Annotated in this window: 20 protein-coding genes; 8 read left to right on the top strand and 12 right to left on the bottom strand. The window is 37.1% G+C overall.

Features of this window, described 5'->3' with window-relative positions; genetic code table 11:
• Positions 1-40 precede the first annotated feature (40 nt).
• Positions 41-1,468, top strand: a complete 1,428-nt coding sequence (locus ABDJ41_RS01825) for an L-serine ammonia-lyase (RefSeq protein WP_349784028.1) — start codon at positions 41-43, stop codon at positions 1,466-1,468.
• 35 nt (positions 1,469-1,503) lie between these two features.
• On the opposite strand, the gene ABDJ41_RS01820 is transcribed toward ABDJ41_RS01825, so the two are convergent.
• From ABDJ41_RS01820 to ABDJ41_RS01795, 6 genes are read right to left on the bottom strand one after another with little or no spacing between them, the layout of a single operon-like run.
• Positions 1,504-2,850: a DUF58 domain-containing protein gene (locus ABDJ41_RS01820; protein WP_349784027.1), complete on the bottom strand. Its 1,347-nt coding sequence runs from the start codon at positions 2,848-2,850 to the stop codon at positions 1,504-1,506.
• A gap of 9 nt (positions 2,851-2,859) precedes the next feature.
• Entirely contained in the window at positions 2,860-3,837 is a 978-nt protein-coding gene (locus ABDJ41_RS01815; protein WP_349784026.1) for an AAA family ATPase, read from the bottom strand.
• A 2-nt stretch (positions 3,838-3,839) separates the two neighbouring features.
• A complete protein-coding gene (locus ABDJ41_RS01810) occupies positions 3,840-5,021 on the bottom strand; it encodes a DUF4350 domain-containing protein (RefSeq protein ID WP_349784025.1) in 1,182 nt (393 codons plus the stop codon).
• Complete coding sequence (locus ABDJ41_RS01805) at positions 5,018-5,746, bottom strand: hypothetical protein (RefSeq protein ID WP_349784024.1); 729 nt, start codon at positions 5,744-5,746, stop codon at positions 5,018-5,020. The genes ABDJ41_RS01810 and ABDJ41_RS01805 overlap by 4 nt, the downstream gene beginning before the upstream one ends.
• A gap of 2 nt (positions 5,747-5,748) precedes the next feature.
• Positions 5,749-6,624 carry a hypothetical protein gene (locus ABDJ41_RS01800; protein ID WP_349784023.1) on the bottom strand — a complete coding sequence of 292 codons (876 nt, stop codon included), beginning with the start codon at positions 6,622-6,624 and terminating at the stop codon, positions 5,749-5,751.
• A 1-nt stretch (position 6,625) separates the two neighbouring features.
• Positions 6,626-7,576, bottom strand: a complete 951-nt coding sequence (locus tag ABDJ41_RS01795) for a stage II sporulation protein M (RefSeq protein WP_349784022.1) — start codon at positions 7,574-7,576, stop codon at positions 6,626-6,628.
• Between the two features lie 91 nt (positions 7,577-7,667).
• Between ABDJ41_RS01795 and ABDJ41_RS01790 the strand changes: the two genes are divergently transcribed.
• On the top strand, positions 7,668-8,411 hold the full coding sequence (locus tag ABDJ41_RS01790; protein ID WP_349784021.1) for an RDD family protein: 744 nt from the start codon (positions 7,668-7,670) through the stop codon (positions 8,409-8,411).
• Here ABDJ41_RS01790 and ABDJ41_RS01785 read toward each other — a convergent pair.
• The 5 genes from ABDJ41_RS01785 to ABDJ41_RS01765 all read right to left on the bottom strand — a co-directional run bounded on the left by ABDJ41_RS01785 (position 8,408) and on the right by ABDJ41_RS01765 (position 11,332).
• A complete protein-coding gene (locus tag ABDJ41_RS01785; RefSeq protein ID WP_349784020.1) occupies positions 8,408-9,019 on the bottom strand; it encodes an SGNH/GDSL hydrolase family protein in 612 nt (203 codons plus the stop codon). The genes ABDJ41_RS01790 and ABDJ41_RS01785 overlap by 4 nt on opposite strands.
• A gap of 12 nt (positions 9,020-9,031) precedes the next feature.
• Positions 9,032-9,367, bottom strand: a complete 336-nt coding sequence (locus ABDJ41_RS01780) for a DUF2752 domain-containing protein (RefSeq protein WP_349784019.1) — start codon at positions 9,365-9,367, stop codon at positions 9,032-9,034.
• A 6-nt stretch (positions 9,368-9,373) separates the two neighbouring features.
• Positions 9,374-9,889, bottom strand: coding sequence for a DUF5684 domain-containing protein (locus ABDJ41_RS01775; protein WP_349784018.1), 516 nt, complete (start codon positions 9,887-9,889; stop codon positions 9,374-9,376).
• Positions 9,890-9,984: 95 nt separating this feature from the next.
• Entirely contained in the window at positions 9,985-10,680 is a 696-nt protein-coding gene (gene lipB / locus ABDJ41_RS01770) for a lipoyl(octanoyl) transferase LipB (protein ID WP_349784017.1), read from the bottom strand.
• Positions 10,681-10,690: 10 nt separating this feature from the next.
• Positions 10,691-11,332: a 4'-phosphopantetheinyl transferase family protein gene (locus ABDJ41_RS01765; protein WP_349784016.1), complete on the bottom strand. Its 642-nt coding sequence runs from the start codon at positions 11,330-11,332 to the stop codon at positions 10,691-10,693.
• 151 nt (positions 11,333-11,483) lie between these two features.
• Here ABDJ41_RS01765 and dcd point away from each other — a divergent pair, with 151 nt between their 5' ends.
• From dcd to ABDJ41_RS01745, 4 genes are all read left to right on the top strand, one after another.
• Positions 11,484-12,020 (top strand): dCTP deaminase, encoded by a 537-nt coding sequence (gene dcd, locus ABDJ41_RS01760; protein ID WP_349784015.1) that lies wholly within the window; start codon positions 11,484-11,486, stop codon positions 12,018-12,020.
• A gap of 74 nt (positions 12,021-12,094) precedes the next feature.
• Positions 12,095-14,791: a carboxypeptidase-like regulatory domain-containing protein gene (locus tag ABDJ41_RS01755; RefSeq protein WP_349784014.1), complete on the top strand. Its 2,697-nt coding sequence runs from the start codon at positions 12,095-12,097 to the stop codon at positions 14,789-14,791.
• Between the two features lie 8 nt (positions 14,792-14,799).
• Positions 14,800-15,561, top strand: coding sequence for an enoyl-CoA hydratase/isomerase family protein (locus ABDJ41_RS01750; protein WP_349784013.1), 762 nt, complete (start codon positions 14,800-14,802; stop codon positions 15,559-15,561).
• A gap of 3 nt (positions 15,562-15,564) precedes the next feature.
• Positions 15,565-16,440 (top strand): SDR family oxidoreductase, encoded by an 876-nt coding sequence (locus ABDJ41_RS01745; protein WP_349784012.1) that lies wholly within the window; start codon positions 15,565-15,567, stop codon positions 16,438-16,440.
• Between the two features lie 9 nt (positions 16,441-16,449).
• Here the strand turns inward: ABDJ41_RS01745 and ABDJ41_RS01740 are convergent, their stop codons facing one another.
• Positions 16,450-17,496, bottom strand: coding sequence for a 3-oxoacyl-ACP synthase III family protein (locus ABDJ41_RS01740; RefSeq protein ID WP_349784011.1), 1,047 nt, complete (start codon positions 17,494-17,496; stop codon positions 16,450-16,452).
• Positions 17,497-17,576: 80 nt separating this feature from the next.
• Between ABDJ41_RS01740 and ABDJ41_RS01735 the strand changes: the two genes are divergently transcribed.
• Both ABDJ41_RS01735 and ABDJ41_RS01730 read left to right on the top strand, forming a co-directional pair.
• The gene (locus ABDJ41_RS01735; protein ID WP_349784010.1) at positions 17,577-17,858 is read left to right on the top strand and encodes an ATP-dependent Clp protease adaptor ClpS; all 282 of its coding nucleotides are present in this window, start codon (positions 17,577-17,579) and stop codon (positions 17,856-17,858) included.
• A gap of 131 nt (positions 17,859-17,989) precedes the next feature.
• Positions 17,990-20,476 carry a TonB-dependent receptor gene (locus ABDJ41_RS01730; RefSeq protein ID WP_349784009.1) on the top strand — a complete coding sequence of 829 codons (2,487 nt, stop codon included), beginning with the start codon at positions 17,990-17,992 and terminating at the stop codon, positions 20,474-20,476.
• The last annotated feature ends 13 nt before the right edge of the window (positions 20,477-20,489 follow it).

Raw genomic sequence — 20,489 nt, 5'->3', positions numbered from 1 at the left:
ACGTATAAATAATATCATCAAACTATAGTAGCTTTGTATTATGCAAAGGGAACAAATCTCCGTATTCGATATATTTAAGATAGGTATTGGTCCTTCAAGCTCCCATACTTTGGGACCATGGAGGGCAGCACAGCAATTTACAGCTTCGCTAAAGAAGGAAGGACTGCTGACTCAGGTAGAACAGGTGAAAGTCTTATTATATGGCTCTCTGGCGAAAACAGGAATTGGCCACGGAACCGATGTTGCCATTCTTTTAGGTCTTACAGGTGCAGATCCTGTAACATTCGATGTCAATGCGATTGATTCTACCATTGCCTCTATTAAAGATGATCAACTACTGTCTCTTTCCGGGGAACAACTGATTTCCTTTAAATACAGTGATGATATGAACTTTCTTTTTTTCGAGAGCCTACCTTTTCATCCTAATGCAGTCACTTTCCAGGCATTTCTAAACAATGGTAAAGCCTTTTCTGAAACCTATTATTCTATAGGTGGCGGCTTTGTGGTAAAAGAGGGTGAGACAGGAAATGAGAAAGAACAGGTAGATCTTCCTTTCCCTGTTGATAAGGCGAGTGAATTACTTCACTGGTGTTTATCAACCGGACTTAAAGTCTCTGAGATTGTAATGGAGAACGAGTTGTCCTGGCGCAAAGAAGAAGAAACCAGAAAAGGTATTATGCAGCATTTCAAAGTAATGAAAGACTGTACTTACAGGGGGTGTCATACTTCCGGTTTTTTACCCGGGGGATTAAATGTAGGTAGAAGAGCCGCAGCATTAAATAAAAGATTAATTGGCAATAGTGTATACACAGATTATACAAGCTGGATTATGGCCATCAGAAGTGGCGGTAATGATTTCAATTATATATTAGATTGGGTAAGCTGCTTTGCTCTTGCAGTAAATGAAGAGAATGCTTCTTTTGGCAGGGTTGTTACTGCACCAACCAATGGTGCTGCTGGTGTAATCCCTGCAGTTTTACAATATTATATTGCTTTTTGTAACGGCTATACGGACGAAAAGATCACTCAATTTATAGCATGTGCTTCTGAGATCGGTAGTATTTTTAAAAAAGGAGCTACAATTTCGGCAGCAATGGGTGGATGTCAGGCAGAAATCGGCGTATCATCAGCCATGGCAGCTGCAGCACTTACAGAGTGTTTAGGCGGCTCACAGCGCCAAGTGTTAATGGCAGCAGAGATTGCCATGGAACATCATTTGGGTCTAACCTGCGATCCTATAGGTGGCCTGGTGCAGATCCCTTGCATTGAAAGGAATACTATGGGAGCTATCAAAGCAATCACAGCTTGCCAACTGGCATTACAAAGCAATCCTGATAAAGCGAAAGTAAGTCTTGATGCAGTAGTAAATACCATGTGGGAAACTGCACTCGATATGAACTCTAAATATAAAGAGACATCGGATGGCGGTTTGGCTACAAATATCCCAATCAGCTTACCTGAATGTTAGTTTCAGAGCCTTTAAAGCACAGGCATTTAAACAAATTAGATTTTCTGCTGAGCTTTAATGGCCAGATATCTGTTTACTACATTTATCGTTAATTGATCAGGAGGTGTAAGGATACTAAGTATTCCATGTTTAGCCAGTTCCCGAACCATTAACTTCTTTTCATAAGCAAACTTATTGGCAATAGTCTGGATATAAATATCTTCAACATCCTGTACCGGTTTCTCAGTAATCTCTTTAAGTTCGGTATTTTCAAAAAATACAACCAGAAGTAAATGATACTTTGCTATACGCTTTAAATATGGCAGCTGTCTGTTCAATGCAGACATACTCTCGAAATTGGTAAATAATACAACCAGGCTCCTTTGTCTTAATACCCCTCTTACGCTAGTAAATAAAGCCTCCATATTTAGTTCGAGGTATCTTGTTTTTTCTTTATAAAGTACCTCCATTATTTTGCCCAACTGTGTAGGCTTCCTATCTGCAGGCACCACACTTCCCATTTGCTCTGCAACCGTAATTAAACCAGCTTTGTCTTGCTTAACCAGAGCAACATTAGAAAGTACCAGACTTGCATTTATGGCATAATCTAATAAACTCAAACCTTCAAAAGGCATTTTCATAGGCCTCGACTTATCAATAACACAATACACGTGCTGTGCCTTTTCATCTGTAAATGAATTCACCATCAGCTCACCCTTTCTTGCAGTAGCTTTCCAGTTCACTGTACGATAATCATCTCCCTGTACATAATTCTTCACCTGATCAAACTCCATACTGTGGCCTAATCTTCTTATCTTTTTAATACCAAATTCTGTTAATCTGTTTGATATGGCCATCAATTCGTACCTGCGTAACTGTAAAAAAGATGGATAAACCGGCACTGTAGCTTCATCACCAATATTAAAGCGGCGAGATATAAGACCTAAAGACGACTGCACATATAAACGAGTCTGACCAAAAATATATTCCCCTCTTTTAGTCGGCCTTAAAGTATAAATTATTGTTTTACGTTCACCTGCTTTTAAGCTGCTTTTAAACCAGAGGTCTCTTTTTTGAAACTGGAAAGGAATCTCATCAATAATACCAATATGAATATTAAAAGAATAGAAGTTCTCTACATAAATCCTTAGCTCATTTTCATCTCCATTGCTTAACCGATCTGGAATATCCCTTCGTAAAAACACATCTCGTTTTGTGCGGTATAACAAAATCACATCAATTAATACGAGCAGCACAAACACCAGGAAAATCACAATTGGCAGATCACCAAGCCAGGGTAAGAAGAAAGAAAAGAGAAATAAACTTACACACAGCCCTATCCCGGCAAAAAATCTTTTACCGAGAAAGAGGTCTTTGTAATATTTTATAAAAAATTGTTTCAAATTATGGCTTTATCTAGGTACTTCTATCTTCTGAATAATCTGCATTACAATATCATTTGTGCTTAACCCTTCCATTTCTTTATCCGGGGTCAGCATAATTCTGTGCGACAAAACCACAGGTGCTACCTTTATAATATCTTCTGGTGTAACAAAGTCACGTCCCTGCATAGCTGCAAAAGCCTTAGCTCCATTGATCATAGCTAATGATGCACGTGGTGAAGCGCCGAGATATAGGGACTTATTATTTCTGGTTTCATGCGTAATCTTTGCAACGTATTCAATCAGTTTAGGCTCTACATGTAAAGTCCTTATAATTCTCCGGCATACTTTAATCTGTTCGACACTTAAAACAGCCTTAACAGATTTGAGCTCATCATCCAGCTTATACTGATGCTGATTTAATAAGATAGCCGTTTCCTCCTCAAGCGTGGGATATTTAACTTCAATCTTAAACAAAAATCGGTCTAATTGTGCTTCAGGTAATCTGTATGTTCCTTCCTGTTCAATTGGATTTTGAGTCGCCAATACCATAAAAGGCTCATCCATCGGATAAGTATGCCCATCAACCGTAATCTGTCGCTCTTCCATCACCTCAAATAAGGCAGACTGCGTTTTTGCCGGGGCACGATTAATCTCATCTACCAATACAATATTTCCATATATAGGTCCTTTGCGGTATTCAAAAGATGAAGAACGCGGGTCAAAAACAGAAGTACCAATAACATCCGAAGGCATTAAATCTGGCGTAAACTGAATTCGCGAGAAAGAAGCATCAATACTCTTCGCAATCAACTTGGCACTTAAAGTCTTGGCTACACCAGGCACACCTTCTAAAAGCACATGACCATCAGCTAATAAACCAGCAATTAGAAAGTCGACTGTATCTTTCTGGCCGACAATGATCCTTCCCAGGGTTTGCCTGATTTCAGTTACGGCGTTGTTAAGTTGTGTAAGGTCAGTTCTTTGGTTAAACATTTCTGTTTCCATAATTATCGGGCTTGTTTATAAAATCTCTCTATTAATTTATGAAGCTGAATCAATGCATCATCGTTAATCACAACGGCACCTTTCAGTCTATTTATCATCTCTATTAGCTTACGTACTATATCTTCGTTGATACCAGACTTTAGGACGAGGTCTGATATAAATTCTTCATCCAACAAGGTAGTTTTCAATCGATAATTGCTCCGCACATATTCTAAAAAGTAGGTAATTTTTTTTTGTGCGATGTCGCGGTTATCACGTTGCTGATAGTAGACCTTACCAACAACCTTTACAAACTCGACAGAAGTGTTTTTTAAAGGTTCAACAACGGGAATAATACGCTGTCTGCGTTTCATCTCAAACAAAACAAAAATCAATAAGCCTGATATGGCCAGGTAATAAGCCCATCGCAGGTTATCATTTTTAAACAAAACACGTAAAACAGAGGCATCATCAATAGTACCCTTGGTATTATTCTCATCCCATATTATCTGCTTTGCATCAGGCAAAAAAGAAAGCACTTTGGATATATAAATAGCCCCGGAAGGGTTTAAAATATTGTAGTTACTTAATAATTGCGGACTTGGTAATATATACAATCCTCCCTTTCCGTAGGTGTATTTTACAAAGTTGACCTCCCCATCTGCATTTCTTCCTAAAGCACTCGCTCTGATTGTATCTACCTTACTAAAATACTGATCACCCAACCCCTTGTTAAAAATATAATCCCTTTCACCTTTTAAAGCCGGATCAACGAAATTTATAGGGGTGCCGTTTTTATTTGCATAATCATATACAGAGTTCATAGTCAAGTTTAACGTATCTGTTAAAAACTCACTTAACTCATAGGCAGCAATGAAAACATTATTACCCTTTTCCATATACTTAACAAGTTCTTGATAATCGTACTTATCCATGCTTACCCTCCCTGCAATAAAAAGGTAATTAGTATTAACGAATTCCTTGTCGTTTAAATTATTATAAACAGGTAGTCTTGATGGAGTAATCTTTGCATTTGGAAAAATTTCTCCTAGCTCCTCATATAAGATATAAGTACCAAAAGGTATTTTGTCCTCTTTTAGGTAAGTAGCTGTCCAATCTGTTGGTTTGGGCTTGTAATATTGTGCGACTAAATAGCCAACCATCAATATAGCACTCCAAATCAAATACCACCTCAATCCCTTCATAGCACTTTCACATTAAACCGTTCAAAACTTCCTTTGAGTGCTTTAAACATCTCCTTATCAATAGAGAAATCACCATACCAGATATACTCAAATCGAAGCGTTAGCATTTTAAAATCCTGCTTCCTTTCAAAATCTTCAATTTCATCAATATAAGTCTGATTTGTTTTTTCAGGCTGCCAGTTAATTAACTCCTGATCACTTAACAACTTTAGCGAGCGCAGATATAATAAGCGAACCGCAAGCCTGTAGTTCCCGTTAAAAACAGCCTTATTAATTTCCTCGTTAAAGTCAATTTCATGAATATTCTCCATTGCTTCATCATAAGGAACATCAACTGCTTTAGACTTTCTGGAAAAGATCATTAAATCCACTCCAGCTATTTTGCTCAAGCTAAAAATGATCAATGCAGAAACGACAGCAATAACTAAGTACTTAACAAAATCACCGGAGTACTTATTACTTAAAGCTCCATTTGTCAAATCCCAGATCCAGCGCCAGAATCTATCCCACCAACTGGTATCAATAGAAACTGCCTGATCATAACGAAATTCCTTTTGTTTACTATAGTCTTTTATCTTCTGAAGATCGAAACTCCTAAGATCAACTCTTGAGTTGTCATTTCTGATCGGGGCTTCCTTTAAGACTTCCCTTTTGACCTGGGCTACCGTGGGATAAGCTACTGAGAAAATTAAACCCAGGAAAATTAAAATGAGCGTCTTTTGCATTTTTAATATTCTTCTAAAGGAGGATTCTCATTCTTTTCTTCTCCAAATTGATGAATACGATCCATCAATCCTGCACTTTCCTGTAATTCTACAAGGTTAAAATAACACAATGCAATTCCAATTATCGGAATTATCATAAATACATAAGTAAGATTCTGAAAGATAGCACCGACTATAATCAATACACTATTCCATTCTTTAACGGCTGGAATAAAAGTTCCCACCATAGTAAAGAGCATTCCGGGAATTGCAGGAATCATCATACAAGCATAAGTAATGAAATAAATAACAAGTATTGCTGCGGCTGTATTCCACCACTGATCTTTGAGTAATTTAAATGCACGGCCAAATGAATAATCAAAACTAGCATTCTCCAAAATCATTATTGGGTAAAACAGACACATTGCAGGCCAGACATATAATCCCGGGACTATACAAAATAAAAAGGCTATACAGACAAATAATCCAACTCCTAAACTGCTGAAAAATGTTCTGAAATAATAATATTTAAAGTATGCCCATACTTCTTCCGGACTTGGGGCCACTTTACCCTTTTGAATATATAAAGCAATAAAACTCAGTGTTGAAACTGTGATTGCAGCATAACTTCCTATTGAAACTAAGATCACCAAAAAATAATTCCAATTCAGAATATTTGAAAAATTCCTGGATGAAAATGGGCCATTCTGTACTTCAGGAGTATTTTGCATGGACATCTCATGCATTGCCGAGGCAACTATTCCTGTTAAAATAAAAAACCCACATAAGTAAAGAAAAACCCTTAATAATGGTTTAAAGTTCTGTTTTATGAAAAGGAAAGTATCACTTATGATTTCTCCGAAAGCCCTCAGCTTTTTAAACTCAATGTGTTGCGACATACTACTTACTTTGATTACGTTGATTTAATTGTGATGGATAAATAACTACATACCAGATAATGAAGAACAATGATCCACCTAAAATACTTATGCTTAGCCATAAAGGCATATTTGTGTGACGCGTTATAAAACCTTCAAAAAAGGCTGCGACTATCAGAATTGGTACAATTCCTAATGCCATTTTGGTACCGTCTTTCGCACTACTTTTAAAAGCTTGCGAACGAGTGTAAGTTTTAGGAAAAAGAAGCCCATGACCAAGTACCAGTCCCGCAGCACCAGCCATCACGATTGCAGATATTTCTAACGTTCCATGAATCCATATCACTAGTACTGATTCAGTGCCAAGACCTTTACTAAAAAAGAAATATTGGAATGAACCAAGCATAATTCCATTCCTTAAAAGAATAAAAACAGGTCCGATGGAAATGAAAATTCCACTAACAAACATCAATAATGAAACATAAATATTGTTTGCAGCAATTTGAAGAAACATAGAAACGGGGCCCTGTTGTTTATAAACACCAAATGGATCACCTTTTGCAATATTTTCGTTGGTCATATTCACATAACTATCCCCCATTATCAGCCTTACAAAAGCATCGTCATATTTGGCGGACAAGACACCGATTGCACATGAAATAGCAAAAAAAATAAAAGAATAAAGTAACTGCCGACGATAGGTAAAAAACAATTCCGGTAGTTCATATTTCCAAAAGATGGCAAAGCGATTTACTTTTTCTTTTTTATTCTTATAGATAGACTGATGGAGAATAGAAGCTAGTCCATTTAAATAAACTGTGGTTTTAGATTTAGGGTAAAAGGTTTTTGCATAAGCCAGGTCATTGGTAATATCAATAAACCGCTCGGCAAGTTCATCAGGATTGCTCGTTTTCAACTGCTCATAGGATTTCCACTTCCCAGAATTCTGCTTTACAAACAATGCTTCTCTCATAAAATTGGTAAGGAGTTAATTTTCCGTTAAAATAGCACAAAAAAACATTTTACAACAATTAATTCAACATCAATATTATATTTGAACTTATATGGAAACAATAAAAGTTAATACCAGTCAACATGTTGACATTGATTACCCTGTTGCAGGATTGGGAGAACGCATTGTCGCAAGACTAATTGATCTGGGAATATTTTTTGGTCTCTATATAGTTTTTATATTACTGATTGCAATAAGCGGAATTGCTGGTGCTATAAATAGTACCCCATTATTTATTCCGACAATATTGATCATTTACGTTGCCGCTTTTGTTTTCTACCACCTCATTTGCGAAATATTCATGAATGGCCAAAGCATTGGTAAACGCATCATGAAAATAAAAGTGATTAGCCTTGACGGAAGTCAGGCAAGCATAGGCCAATATTTTATCCGTTGGCTGTTTCGTTTGGTTGATTTATACTTAACTGCACAGGTTGGCGGGTTAATCTGTATCGCGGCATCTGATAAAAAACAACGAATAGGTGATATTGTAGCTGGAACCGCAGTGATCAAAACGACCCCTCAAGCCGATTTTAATCATATAGCATTTCATCCTGTTGAAGAAGAATACATTCCTGTATTTAATAATACCAGTATGCTTAGTGATAGAGAAATAGAGTTAATTCACGAAGTGATTGGTACTTATTATAAAACATATAATACGGAGCTTATTTATGCCATGTCTGCAAAAGTAGCAGCCTTGCTTTCTGTAAATATACCTTCTGGAATGAATGAAATGGACTTTCTAAAAACAGTTGTTCAAGACTATAATTACCATACGGCAATTGCCATTTAAATTACCTTGATTATTTCTTGCTTAAGAAGTTCAACCCATTCAGCATACATTTTAGCTGAGTAGTGCAATCCATCGTTAGTTAAAAGGTCAGTTTCTGAACCTGCCTTACGCGATGATGTAGTAACATTTGTATAGTTTACACCTAAACTAATAGTTTCTTTATAATTGATTGCATTGAAATTATCTATTTCCTTTGCGATTAACTCCGGATCACGTCCGCTGTTAACAGCATAAGGAGTTACTCCCCAATCCGGGATAGACAATACAAAGACCCTTGCTTTATTTCCATTGGTAAAATTTATAGCGGTTTGCAATAAGGCCTTAAATTCTTCCCGATAAATCTTCAAAGATTCACCTCTATATTGGTTATTTACGCCAATAAGTAAAGTAACTAGATCAAATTTCTGATTTAATCCCGACTTAGCAATTGCATCCTGCAATTCATTGGTTGTCCAGCCTGTGGTCGCTATAATTTCTGGTCTATTTACGATATAGCCATTCTTACTCAAAATATCAGCCAGTTGATATGGGAAGCTATTTTCCAGGGGCACTTCTTCACCTATGGTATATGAGTCGCCCAGTGCTAGATAGGATACTGATTTGCTCATAAAATTCTAATGTCAATGATGATGGCCATAAATCATTTTATACAAATAGCTTATTAAAATAATTGTTCCAGTAATTACAAATGTGATTTTAATCAATAAAGAAACATCTTTCTTTGTAAAATACTTTGCAGGCAATACAATGATAAAAGTCAGGAGTAAGGGAACTGTTGCCGGATATAAATGAAAGCTCTCCTGAAAATCACCTTTTAAAAGCGCCAGGAAAGAACGTTGAAAACCACAACCAGGACAATCAAATCCTGTTAACGTCTTAAATGGGCATGGTAGAAAAAAATTACCCGCCTGATCTAATAGAAAAAACCAGACGGATAATATATATATGTTTAACACCAGCAATTATGCATTTGGAGTTGTTGGTGGTTGATTAAACGGATCGTTTGTCCCAGACGGATTGTTTCCACCAAATGGATTATTCCCTCCAAAAGGATTGTTTTTATTAAAAGGATCATTAGGATTATACCTATTCTGTGCTTCGGCAGCTGATGGTCCCTGATATTGAGCATCACCAAAACCAAGCAATGGAATAAACACGAAAGGAAGTAAGATCATACCTACAGTGTACCCCTCAGTTTTTCCAAAACTCTTACTTAATAAGTTATAAAGCCAAATTGAAAATACGATATTTACACATGGAATTAATAACCAAAGAATCCATATAGTTGGTTTTCCTACTATTTCTATAAGGACAATTAAATTATAAATAGGAATAATCGCTGCCCAGCCTGGTTTCCCCGCTTTTTCAAAGATTTTCCATAGCCCCGCAACGACTAATACTATTAATGCAAGATAAATGATGACGCCAAAAACGCCAATTCCAGCTCCAGCTGCCGAATATTCAGAATTGTAATCCATAGTTTGTTGTTTTTTATTGTTTATCTAGTAAAGATAAGATTTGTACTAAAAAATCAAAATTATGTTTTATACATGAATAACTTAAATTACCTCTTTCAGATTAGCTGCATTTCAAACAAAGATGCAATATGAGACTTTAGCTTTAACTTAACCTCTTCTATATCAAGTTGGACACCCAACTCCCTTTCCATAGAGGTTACATCCTTATCATCAATGCCGCAAGGGACAATATTTTTAAAATAATCAAGATCCGTATTTACATTAAATGCAAATCCATGCATGGTCACCCAACGACTACATCTTACCCCCATTGCACATATTTTGCGAGCTTTTTCATTTTCTGCATCTAACCATACTCCAGTAAATCCTGGATAACGACCAGCTGTAATACCATAGTCGGCCAGTGTTAAAATAACCGCTTCCTCAAGCATCCTTAAATACAAATGTATATCGGTAAAGAAATTATCAAGATCTAATATCGGATAACCTACAATTTGCCCAGGGCCATGGTAAGTAATATCGCCACCCCTGTTTATTTTATAATATGTAGCTTCCTTTTCTTGGAGACTTTGATCATCAAGTAATAAGTTCTCAGGTTTACCACTTTTACCAAGTGTATAAACATGTGGATGCTCACAAAAAATCAGATAATTTGGCGTATCCGTCTCAGTATTATTGGTTCTATTCTGAATCTTTAAAGAAACCGTCTTATCAAAAACAACTTCTTGTCTCGTCCATGCATCCTGGTAATCCGTAAGTCCCCAGTCTATAAATTCGACTTTCTTATTCATCTTGCAATTATTATGCTACCACGTAGCCCAGCATATAGCCATCCTGAGTCTTAAAATAATGTACAGTAAGTTCTTGAGTTCCCTCCGGTAGCTGTACCAATGCGGTAAGTTCTCCTTCATTTCTTAATTTAAAAGGCTTAATATAAATGTCCCGCTTAAATTCCAATCCCTTCGTACCATTCCATTTATAAATTGCTTCTTTAGCAACCCAACAAACATACAAGCCATCAATATTGTCGCCAATTTGTTTCTGTGCCAGTTCAATATCCGACAAAAATTTATGCTTAATACTTTTTATCTTGTGCTTAATCAGTTCTATATCAACGCCCACTTTTTTGGTCTTACCAATAATCACAGAAGCATAATCATAAGAATGACTTAAAGAAATATGATAATCCAGATTAGGAAGATAAGGTTTACCATGCTCATCCATCCTGCAATCAATATATTCAGATGTATTCAGCATTGTCCTCAATAACACACGGGTACTTAGCCAGTGTAACAGGCGCTTACCATTACTTAATGAAGAAATAAAATCAAGTTCATGTTGTTTCAACTGTAAGCCAGCAAGCAGCTCAGCTTCGGTTTCCTCGATTTTCCATACTGCAAGTATGGTCTCTTCGTCAATACTTTTATTAAAAACTACAGGCATCTCTATTTTAGAAAACAATGCAAAAGTATCTTAAATTAATCATAATTTCGTCCAAATAAGATAAACCTGCAAAACTTCCTGCCTTATAATTACCAATAAGCACGTTCTACAGGATGCATTATCTTTAAATAACTATACATAACAGCGAAAAATGATCCTGTCTGACAAACGAATTCTTGAAGAAATAGATAAAGGCACAATTATAATTGAGCCATTTAAGGCTGAAAACCTTGGAACAAACTCCTACGATGTACACCTGGGTAAATATCTTGCTACCTACAAAGACAGGGTATTAGATGCAAAGTCGCATAATAAAATTGAACACTTCGAAATTCCTAAAGATGGATTTGTACTGGAGCCGGGAACCTTATACCTTGGAGTAACTCTCGAATATACCGAAACTCATGCTCATGTACCTTTTCTGGAAGGGAAATCGAGCACCGGCCGACTGGGCATTGATATCCATGCAACAGCAGGAAAAGGAGATGTAGGTTTCTGCAATACCTGGACATTAGAAATCTCTTGTACTCAACCGGTACGGATTTACGCAGGTATGCCAATCGGACAACTCATTTATTTTGTTGTTGAAGGCAATATAGAAACTTTATACAACACAAAAAGCAACGCAAAATATAATAACAAAACCACCAAGCCTGTAGAAAGCATGATGTGGAAGAATAAGTTCTAAAAATTACAATATATTTTTCTGATAAGAAAGCCTCAATATTTGTATATTGAGGCTTTCTTATTTATGCTCATTTTATGAAACTTAAACTCGTTATTCCTGCACTATTGATGCTAGGAATCTGTTTCTCATTTTCCAGCAAACTGGTACAAGATCCCTTTTCTGCTCTGATAAAGCGCTACCAGGAATACGCTAAAACCAATGCACAAGAAAAAGTACACCTACATCTGGACAAACCTTACTACGCAATAGGCGATGACATCTGGTTTAAAGCCTATGTAATCAATGCACAAACCTACGAACCAACAAACATCAGCAAAGCCTTATATGTAGAGTTGATCAATGAACAAAACACGATAACAAAACAATTAAAACTACCTCTGGAGTCTGGCATCACATGGGGTGATTTTAAATTACCTGATACTTTATCAGAAGGTAATTACCGAATAAGAGCATACACGCAATGGATGAGAAATGCAGGCCCGGAATACTTTTTTGATAAAACTGTAAAAATCGGAAACTCATGGGCTAATAAAGTTTTCACTAAAACAACCTATAATTTCAGCACTGAAAAGGATCATGAAAAAGTAGATGCGAAAATCCAGTTTTCTGATAAAAACGGACAGCCATATAACAACAATGAAGTTACTTATGAAGTCCAGATGAACAATAAAAACCTGGCGAAAGGCAAGGCTACTACTGATGCAAATGGAGAAATAAATATCGACTTCACTAACAATCAGCAAACAGATGTTAAATCAGGTCGCATCATCGCAACTTTAACGCTTCCCAATAAAGAAAAAATAGTTAAGAATATTCCTATAACGACAACATCAAATGCTATAGACGTTCAGTTTTTCCCTGAAGGCGGAAACTTTGTTGAAACACTACCAAACCGTCTGGCTGTAAAAGCGGTAAATGCCAGGGGAATAGGAGAAGACATTTCCGGTATAGTATTGGATAATGAGGGAACTGAAATAAATCGTTTTGAAACTCAACACCGGGGTATGGGTAGCCTTGTGCTGAACCCGCAGCCTGGTAAAACCTATACCGCAAAGGTTAAATTTAAAGACGGTTCAGAAAAAACTTTCCCCATACCTAAAGCGCAATCCAGTGGTTATGTTCTTTCAATCAACAATAACCACCCAGATAAGATTTCAATCAAAATACTGTTAAGCGCCGACCTTATTGGCAATACAGAATTAAAACTTGTAGCCCAGAGCGGGGGGAATATTTATTTTACAACCAAATCTCCCTCTCAGAAACAAATCATAACTGCCAGCATCCCTAAAAAAGACCTTCCTTCTGGAATTGTACAATTCACTTTATTTAATGGCAGTAATATCCCCGTTTCTGAAAGACTTGCATTTATAAATAACATCGAAGACCGCATCAATACTACTATAGAAAATTTAAAGCCTAGCTATTCAAAAAGAGGAAAAGTAGATCTTACCATTTCAGGCAAAATTGCTGATAAACCTTTGCGTGGAAGCTACTCTATAGCAGTAACAAATACAGCTTCTGTAAAACCAGATCCTGAAAACGAAAGCAATATTTTAACAAGTCTATTACTTACTTCAGATCTTACAGGTTATGTTGAAGCACCAAATTATTACTTCCTGAGTAACGATGTAAAAACTGCCCAGAATCTGGACATTTTAATGCTTACACAAGGTTGGAGAAGGATTTTATGGAAAAATATCATCAATAATACGCCTGTCGTAAATTCCTTTAAACCAGAGAAGTCTCTTGGAATCAGTGGTGTCATTACCAGCTATGGTGGCAAGCCTTTGCCAAATAGCAAGGTTTCATTGTTCTCTTCTTCTGGTGGCTTCTTTGCTATTGATACTTTGACAGATGATCAAGGTCGATTCAATTTTGATAAATTGATATTTTCAGATAGCACCAAATTTATCGTACAGGGAAGAACAGCTAAAAACAAAAAGAGCGTAGACATTAAGCTGGACATTGTACCTGGCCAGATCGTAACGAAAAACAAAAACACCGGAGATATAGAAGTAAACGTGAATGAAGCACTTCAGGGTTATTTAAAAAAGAGCAACAATTATTTCGACGAGCTTACTAAAAGAGGACTACTAGAACGAACGCTGCAACTTAAGGAAGTAAATATCGTAGAGCAAAGAAAGGCTTCTGAAACTTCGGCAAACCTGAATGGATCTGGGCGAGCAGATTTTATAGTGACTTCCGATATGCTCGACAATTGCACTACGCTTGAACAGTGCCTTATTGGCCGGGTTGCAGGATTAATCATACAAAATGGTGAGCCTTATCTGATGAGAAACCTGTCTTCAGGCACCCCAATGCAAATCATTTTAGATGGTATGAATGTAGGCTCAGATTTCCTGGACAACATTGTACCTTCAGATGTAGAGACTATTGAAGTTTTGAAATCTATTGGTAATACGGCAATTTATGGCTCACAAGGTGGTGGCGGTGTCCTGATTATCACCACTAAAAGAGGAGGGGGTTATTCATCTTCTAGCTTTGCTCCTGGAATCATGACTTATGCACCAAAAGGTTATCCTCAGATCAGACAATTCTATTCGCCTAAATACTCGCCGACTGAGCCAGACAATAGATCTGACTTACGCAGTACAGTTTACTGGCAACCGCACCTGCTGACCAATACAGATGGGAAAGGTCAATTCAGCTTTTTCAATACAGATGAGGCTGGAACTTATAGAATTGTCGTAGAAGGAATAGATATGACAGGACGTTTAGCCAGAGCGGTATACACCTATGAAGTAAAGTAAACAATACCATGAATACAATTAAAGTAACTATAAAAGACCATTTAAGCCTGATCACTTTAGACAGGGGCAAATCAAATGCTCTGAATCGTGAGATGATAACTGAGTTAAATGACATCTTAAATAATATATCATCAGACCCAAATATTGCTGGGGTGATCATCAGTGGAAAAGAACAATTCTTTTCTGCAGGCCTTGATCTTATTGAACTCTATAATTACAATGAGGAAGAAGCAGAATCATTCTGGCATCTGTTTCTAAACTTTATAGCGAATATCACTGCTTTTAAAAAACCAATGGTAGCTGCTATTAATGGGCATAGTCCTGCAGGTGGATGTGTAATTGCATTAGCATGTGACTATAGAGTAATGGCCGAAGGCAAATACATCATTGGCTTAAATGAAGTTCCTGTAGGTATTATCGTACCCAACAGCATCTTTAATCTATATGCTTTTTGGTTGGGCTCTGCAACTGCTTCTCGCAGTTTACTGGAAGGGAAACTCTTTACACCTGAAGAAGCACTCCAGGTTGGTCTGGTAGACGAACTGGTAAACTCTGCCAGCATCATTACTGCAGCGGAACGCAAAATAAGGAAGTATATGGCAATGGAGGCCAATACCTGGCAACAAAGCAAACTAAGCATTAGAAAAGACCTGATTGCCAGTACTAGTGCTGATCAGTCTGAAGCTCTAAAAGTGATGTTAAAACAATGGTGGGCACCTGCTACCAGAAACATTTTAAAAACAATTATCGATAACCTTCAAAAGAAATAAGCCATGTTTAATCAGCCTATGTTAAGAGATGATGCCTTAAAAGGTAGAACTATAGTGATTACCGGAGGTGGAACAGGCCTGGGTAAGGCAATGGGAACTTACTTCCTTAAACTAGGCGCAAATCTGGTCATCACCAGCCGAAAATTGGATGTGCTGCAAAAAACAGCAAAGGAAATGGAGCAGGAAACCGGAGGAAAGGTGCTTGCTCTAGCCTGTGATGTAAGAGAGTATGATCAGGTAGAAAATGTACTTGTCGAAAGTATAAAAACCTTTGGTAAGGTGGATAGTCTCCTGAACAATGCAGCTGGCAATTTCATATCTCCTACGGAGCGTTTATCAGCTAATGCATTCTCCAGCATTATTGACATTGTATTAAAAGGCTCTGTAAACTGTACATTGGCTTTTGGAAAACACTGGATTAAAGAAAAACAAGCTGCAAGTATTGTAAATATAGTGACTACGTATGCTTTTACAGGATCTGCTTATGTTGTGCCGTCTGCTTGTGCAAAAGGCGGTGTTTTAGCTATGACACGTTCTTTAGCTGCGGAATGGGGAAAATATGGCATCCGCACCAATGCTATTGCTCCCGGACCATTCCCTACAAAAGGAGCGTGGGAAAGGTTGCTGCCTGGCGATCTGGCTGAAAAGTTCGACTTTAAAAACAGGGTACCTTTAAAACGTGTAGGTGATCATCAGGAACTTGCAAACTTAGCTGCATACCTGGTCAGTGATTTTTCTGGTTACATCAACGGAGAAGTGATCACCATTGATGGCGGAGAATGGTTGCAAGGTGCCGGTCAGTTTAACGGATTAGAAGCTGTTCCAAATGAGATGTGGGATGCTTTTGAGCAAATGACACGGTCAGCTAAAGGAAGTTAAGACTTAGCTTTACCACCTGATTAAAGCACTGGCCCAGGTAAAACCAGAGCCAAAAGCTGCTAGACATACAAGATCCCCATCTTTAATTTTACCTGCTTCCCAGGCTTCACATAATGCTATTGGCACAGAAGCGGCAGTAGTATTACCATATTTTTGAATATTGTTAAATACTTTATCATCCGGCAAACCTAACAATTGTTGCACATACTGACTGATCCTTAAGTTAGCCTGGTGTGGGACCAGCAAATCAATGTCTGCAGCACTTAATTCATTCGCTTTTAATGCCTCATTAATTACTTCCGGAAATTTGACTACGGCCTTTTTAAATACAGCTGGTCCATCCATATAAGGTAAAGCAGCACCACTTTCCAGTTGCTCGGCAGTCATAAATAAACCCCCAAGCTCCTGATCAGGGTAACCTGGCTTATCTTTAAGCCATTTATTGGCATTCGAACCAGGGTAAAACATTGCTAATAGTTCGGCATCTGCCCCATCACTATGTAAATGTGTACTCAGTATCCCCTGCCCTTCTTTTTCCGCTGGTTGCAAAACAACTGCTCCTGCACCATCTCCAAATATTACCGAAACATTACGGCTACGTGTTTCAAAGTCCATAGCAAATGAGTGTTTTTCGCTACCTACAACCAGTATATTTTTATACATACCAGTTTTAATAAACTGATCGGCAACAGATAAGGCATATACAAATCCAGAACATTGATTTCGGATATCCAATGCTCCTATCTCTTTCATTTTCATTTCGCGTTGCAGCAAAACGCCACAGCCTGGGAAGTAATAATCAGGACTAAGTGTCGCAAAGATGATAAAGTCTACATCCTGCGCGGTAATGCCAGCACGTTCAATTGCAATTTTAGAAGCCTCAACTCCCATAGTAGTAGTCGTTTCTTCTAAACGATCAGCAAATCGCCGTTCCTTAATCCCCGTCCGTTCCTGTATCCATTCATCACTGGTATCCATAAAACGTGATAAATCAGTATTGGTATATACATTTTGGGGAACGTAATAACCTATTCCGGCAATCTTTGAACGATACATAATACTTGGCTTTATTACTAATTTTAAGCAAAAATAACTTTAACTACAACATTATTTTGAAATTAGCTTAAATTTGTAATATGTCAACAGAAACTAAAGAGGAAACATTTACACTAAAAGAAATACTAAGTTCGTTAAAAACTGTTCATCGTTTAATTCTTTGGAATGATGATATAAATACTTTTGAGCATGTTATTCATTGCATGATGCAATATCTTGATTACTCAGAAGGTCAGGCAGAAAAAATTGCGTGGGAAGTCCATACTAAAGGTAAGTGTGCTGTTCTGGAAGGTTCATTTACTGAAATGGAAGTTTATCGTAAAATATTACAATCAGAAGGACTTACTGCAACTGTTGATTAAGTTTTAAGTATTACTTCAGCTATTAACCTCTGCAAAATCTTTTTGTAATAAAATAGTTACGCCAAACTTTTTAAACTCCGTTCGCTTTTTTTTGTCCATCTTAGACAAACACACAAAAAAGAACCACATTAATGACGAACTATGCCTGCAATTTTTTGCTTCTAACTTTTGCTATCTTAACTTTTCAAATAACGGCGAATGCACAAAGTACTGGCGATGGAAAGATTACCGCTAAAGTTGTTGACGCTCAAAGTAATGAAACTATTCCATTTGCATCAGCAATAGTAATCGACAGAAAAACCAAAGCAGTTGTAAAAGGGGTTCAAGCCGATGTAAACGGCAATCTTACAGTGAATGCACTTCCTAAGGGTACATTTACCTTTAAAGTTAGTTATGTTGGCTATCAAACCATGGTTAGAGATTCGGTTTCTATCAGCGACACACACAATAACATTAATCTTGGTACTGTTAAAATGAAACCTGCCAAAGGTACCGCTTTAAAAGAGGTAGCCATTACTGCTCAAAAAGCTACCATGCAATTGGGTATTGATAAAAAAGTTTTCTCTGTTGACCAGAGTTTAGTAAGTGAAGGTGGATCGGCATCTGATCTTTTGCAGAATGTCCCTTCAATACAATCAGATATTGATGGAAATATAAGTTTAAGGGGCTCTACAGGTGTAAAAGTCTTGATTGATGGAAAACCATCTATGATTGCAGGTGGCAATGTAGCTCAGATTTTGCAATCCTTACCTGCCAGTTCTATTGAAACGGTAGAGTTAATTACTAACCCATCGGCAAAATATGATGCAGAAGGACAATCGGGTATTATCAACATCGTTTTAAAGAAAAACAAAAAACTAGGATTGAATGGATCAGTTGCACTTACCGCAGGAAATCGTGATAATTACAATGCAAATACGAGTTTGAGTTTCCAGAACAGTAAAATAAACGTTTATGGAAACTATAGCTATCGTAACGGTAACCGATTTGGTGGTGGTTATAACAATCTTTCTTACACCCCTTTTAGAACAGATACAGCCTTCGCCAATCAAAAAACGGACTCAAAATCATCTGATATTGGACATAATGTAAAAGCAGGACTAGATTATTATCTCGGCGAGAAAAGTATTATTAGTTTCACAGGTGGTTTTAATCAAAGAGACAACGATAGAAGAGAATTCATAAATATTGAGATTTTAAAGCCCGATTATATTGCGCGTGATCTAAGTAGTAGAAATAATACCAATAAAGGTGGGGGGCATACTTATGATCTTAGCCTTGACTTTGTCCAGAAATTTAAAAAACCTAAAGAAGAACTTACATTTAACTTCAGCTATTCTAACGGTACAAATAATAGCAATCAGAATCTATCGACGGATATGTATTTTTATAATGGAGTTCCTGTAAGCAATCCAGTTGAAATTCAAATCAATGATGGAACTGGCACAAACAACAGCTACAACATACAAGTGGATTATTCACTACCAATTAGCAAAACCGGAAAAATTGAAACCGGTTACCGCAGTCAAATCCGAAATGTGGTGAACAATACTTTCTCTACCAATTTTGATTACGCTAGTGATCTTTATATCCCGAATTATGCATTAACTAACAATTTCGATAGTAAAGATCAGGTTCATGCTTTATATATCAACTATCAAAATCAATACAAAAACTTTGGTTATCAGCTGGGCTTAAGAGCAGAAGATGCTGTTCTTGATACAAGACTTGGTTCTTTTAACGAAAGTGGTGACTTAAGTTATACTCCTGGAAAAGTTGATTACAGGCGCTTATATCCCAGTATATTTTTAACACAGAAGCTAAACAAGGAACAGCAGCTACAATTAAGTTACAGTCGGCGAGTGAACCGTCCAAGAGGATGGGATACCAATCCATTTGTTGATGTTTCTGATCCTCTTGTTCGCCGTCAGGGTAATCCGAACTTAAAACCCGAAGATGTTCACGCTTATGAGTTAAGTTATAGCAAATACTGGAAAAAAATCACTTTTATTTCGACGGCATACATGCGTCAAACCAATGATGTCATTCAAAGAATCAGGACAAATATTGACGATTACATTCTTGTTACACCACAAAATTTAGCTAGCGAGATATCAAGTGGATTAGAACTTATTGGCCGTTTTGATGTAGCGAAATCTTGGAATGTTACCGGAAATGCAAACCTTTATCAAAGAAAACTAAACGGGATTCCGGTAAACAGCGCAGTAGAAAGCTCAGGGTTTAGTTGGAATGCCAATTTAACGAACAACTTCGTGCTACCTTACAATATCACTTTACAGATAAAAGGCGATTACCGTTCAAAAGAGATCATGGCACAAGGTACCAGAAATGCAATGTATGTAATTGATGCTGGTGCAAAATACGATTTTAAGAATAAGGCCTCTTCACTGAGCTTAAATGTAAGAGATGTTTTCAATACTAGAAATTGGAGTATGACCACTACTGCAAATGGTGTTGTTACAGACTTTAAGCGTAATATGAGAGGTACAATAATGAGCCTAACATATTCTTACCGTTTTGGTAAAAATAATTTTAACTTTAAAAAGAACAAAAAATCAGATCAGCAGGAAATGCGTTCTGACGAGGAATCATTTTAAACCGAACCTAACC

Origin of the sequence: Pedobacter sp. ASV1-7 (assembly GCF_040203335.1) — a bacterium.
In the GTDB taxonomy this organism is placed as follows: domain Bacteria; phylum Bacteroidota; class Bacteroidia; order Sphingobacteriales; family Sphingobacteriaceae; genus Pedobacter.
The sequence above is the reverse complement of the archived record's forward strand: the minus strand, read 5'-3'. Positions and strand labels throughout refer to the sequence as shown.

Bases quoted from the DNA above. Each gene is read 5' to 3' on its own strand.
- ABDJ41_RS01795 (WP_349784022.1), bottom strand. From the start codon at position 7,576: ATGAGAGAAGCATTGTTTGTAAAGCAGAATTCTGGGAAGTGGAAATCC.
- lipB (WP_349784017.1), bottom strand. From the start codon at position 10,680: ATGAATAAGAAAGTCGAATTTATAGACTGGGGACTTACGGATTACCAG.
- ABDJ41_RS01735 (WP_349784010.1), top strand. From the start codon at position 17,577: ATGTCAACAGAAACTAAAGAGGAAACATTTACACTAAAAGAAATACTA.
- ABDJ41_RS01815 (WP_349784026.1), bottom strand. From the start codon at position 3,837: ATGGAAACAGAAATGTTTAACCAAAGAACTGACCTTACACAACTTAAC.
- ABDJ41_RS01790 (WP_349784021.1), top strand. From the start codon at position 7,668: ATGGAAACAATAAAAGTTAATACCAGTCAACATGTTGACATTGATTAC.
- ABDJ41_RS01765 (WP_349784016.1), bottom strand. From the start codon at position 11,332: ATGCCTGTAGTTTTTAATAAAAGTATTGACGAAGAGACCATACTTGCA.
- ABDJ41_RS01750 (WP_349784013.1), top strand. From the start codon at position 14,800: ATGAATACAATTAAAGTAACTATAAAAGACCATTTAAGCCTGATCACT.
- ABDJ41_RS01785 (WP_349784020.1), bottom strand. From the start codon at position 9,019: ATGAGCAAATCAGTATCCTATCTAGCACTGGGCGACTCATATACCATA.
- ABDJ41_RS01805 (WP_349784024.1), bottom strand. From the start codon at position 5,746: ATGCAAAAGACGCTCATTTTAATTTTCCTGGGTTTAATTTTCTCAGTA.
- ABDJ41_RS01825 (WP_349784028.1), top strand. From the start codon at position 41: ATGCAAAGGGAACAAATCTCCGTATTCGATATATTTAAGATAGGTATT.
- ABDJ41_RS01740 (WP_349784011.1), bottom strand. From the start codon at position 17,496: ATGTATCGTTCAAAGATTGCCGGAATAGGTTATTACGTTCCCCAAAAT.
- dcd (WP_349784015.1), top strand. From the start codon at position 11,484: ATGATCCTGTCTGACAAACGAATTCTTGAAGAAATAGATAAAGGCACA.
- ABDJ41_RS01730 (WP_349784009.1), top strand. From the start codon at position 17,990: ATGACGAACTATGCCTGCAATTTTTTGCTTCTAACTTTTGCTATCTTA.
- ABDJ41_RS01745 (WP_349784012.1), top strand. From the start codon at position 15,565: ATGTTTAATCAGCCTATGTTAAGAGATGATGCCTTAAAAGGTAGAACT.
- ABDJ41_RS01775 (WP_349784018.1), bottom strand. From the start codon at position 9,889: ATGGATTACAATTCTGAATATTCGGCAGCTGGAGCTGGAATTGGCGTT.
- ABDJ41_RS01755 (WP_349784014.1), top strand. From the start codon at position 12,095: ATGAAACTTAAACTCGTTATTCCTGCACTATTGATGCTAGGAATCTGT.
- ABDJ41_RS01800 (WP_349784023.1), bottom strand. From the start codon at position 6,624: ATGTCGCAACACATTGAGTTTAAAAAGCTGAGGGCTTTCGGAGAAATC.
- ABDJ41_RS01810 (WP_349784025.1), bottom strand. From the start codon at position 5,021: ATGAAGGGATTGAGGTGGTATTTGATTTGGAGTGCTATATTGATGGTT.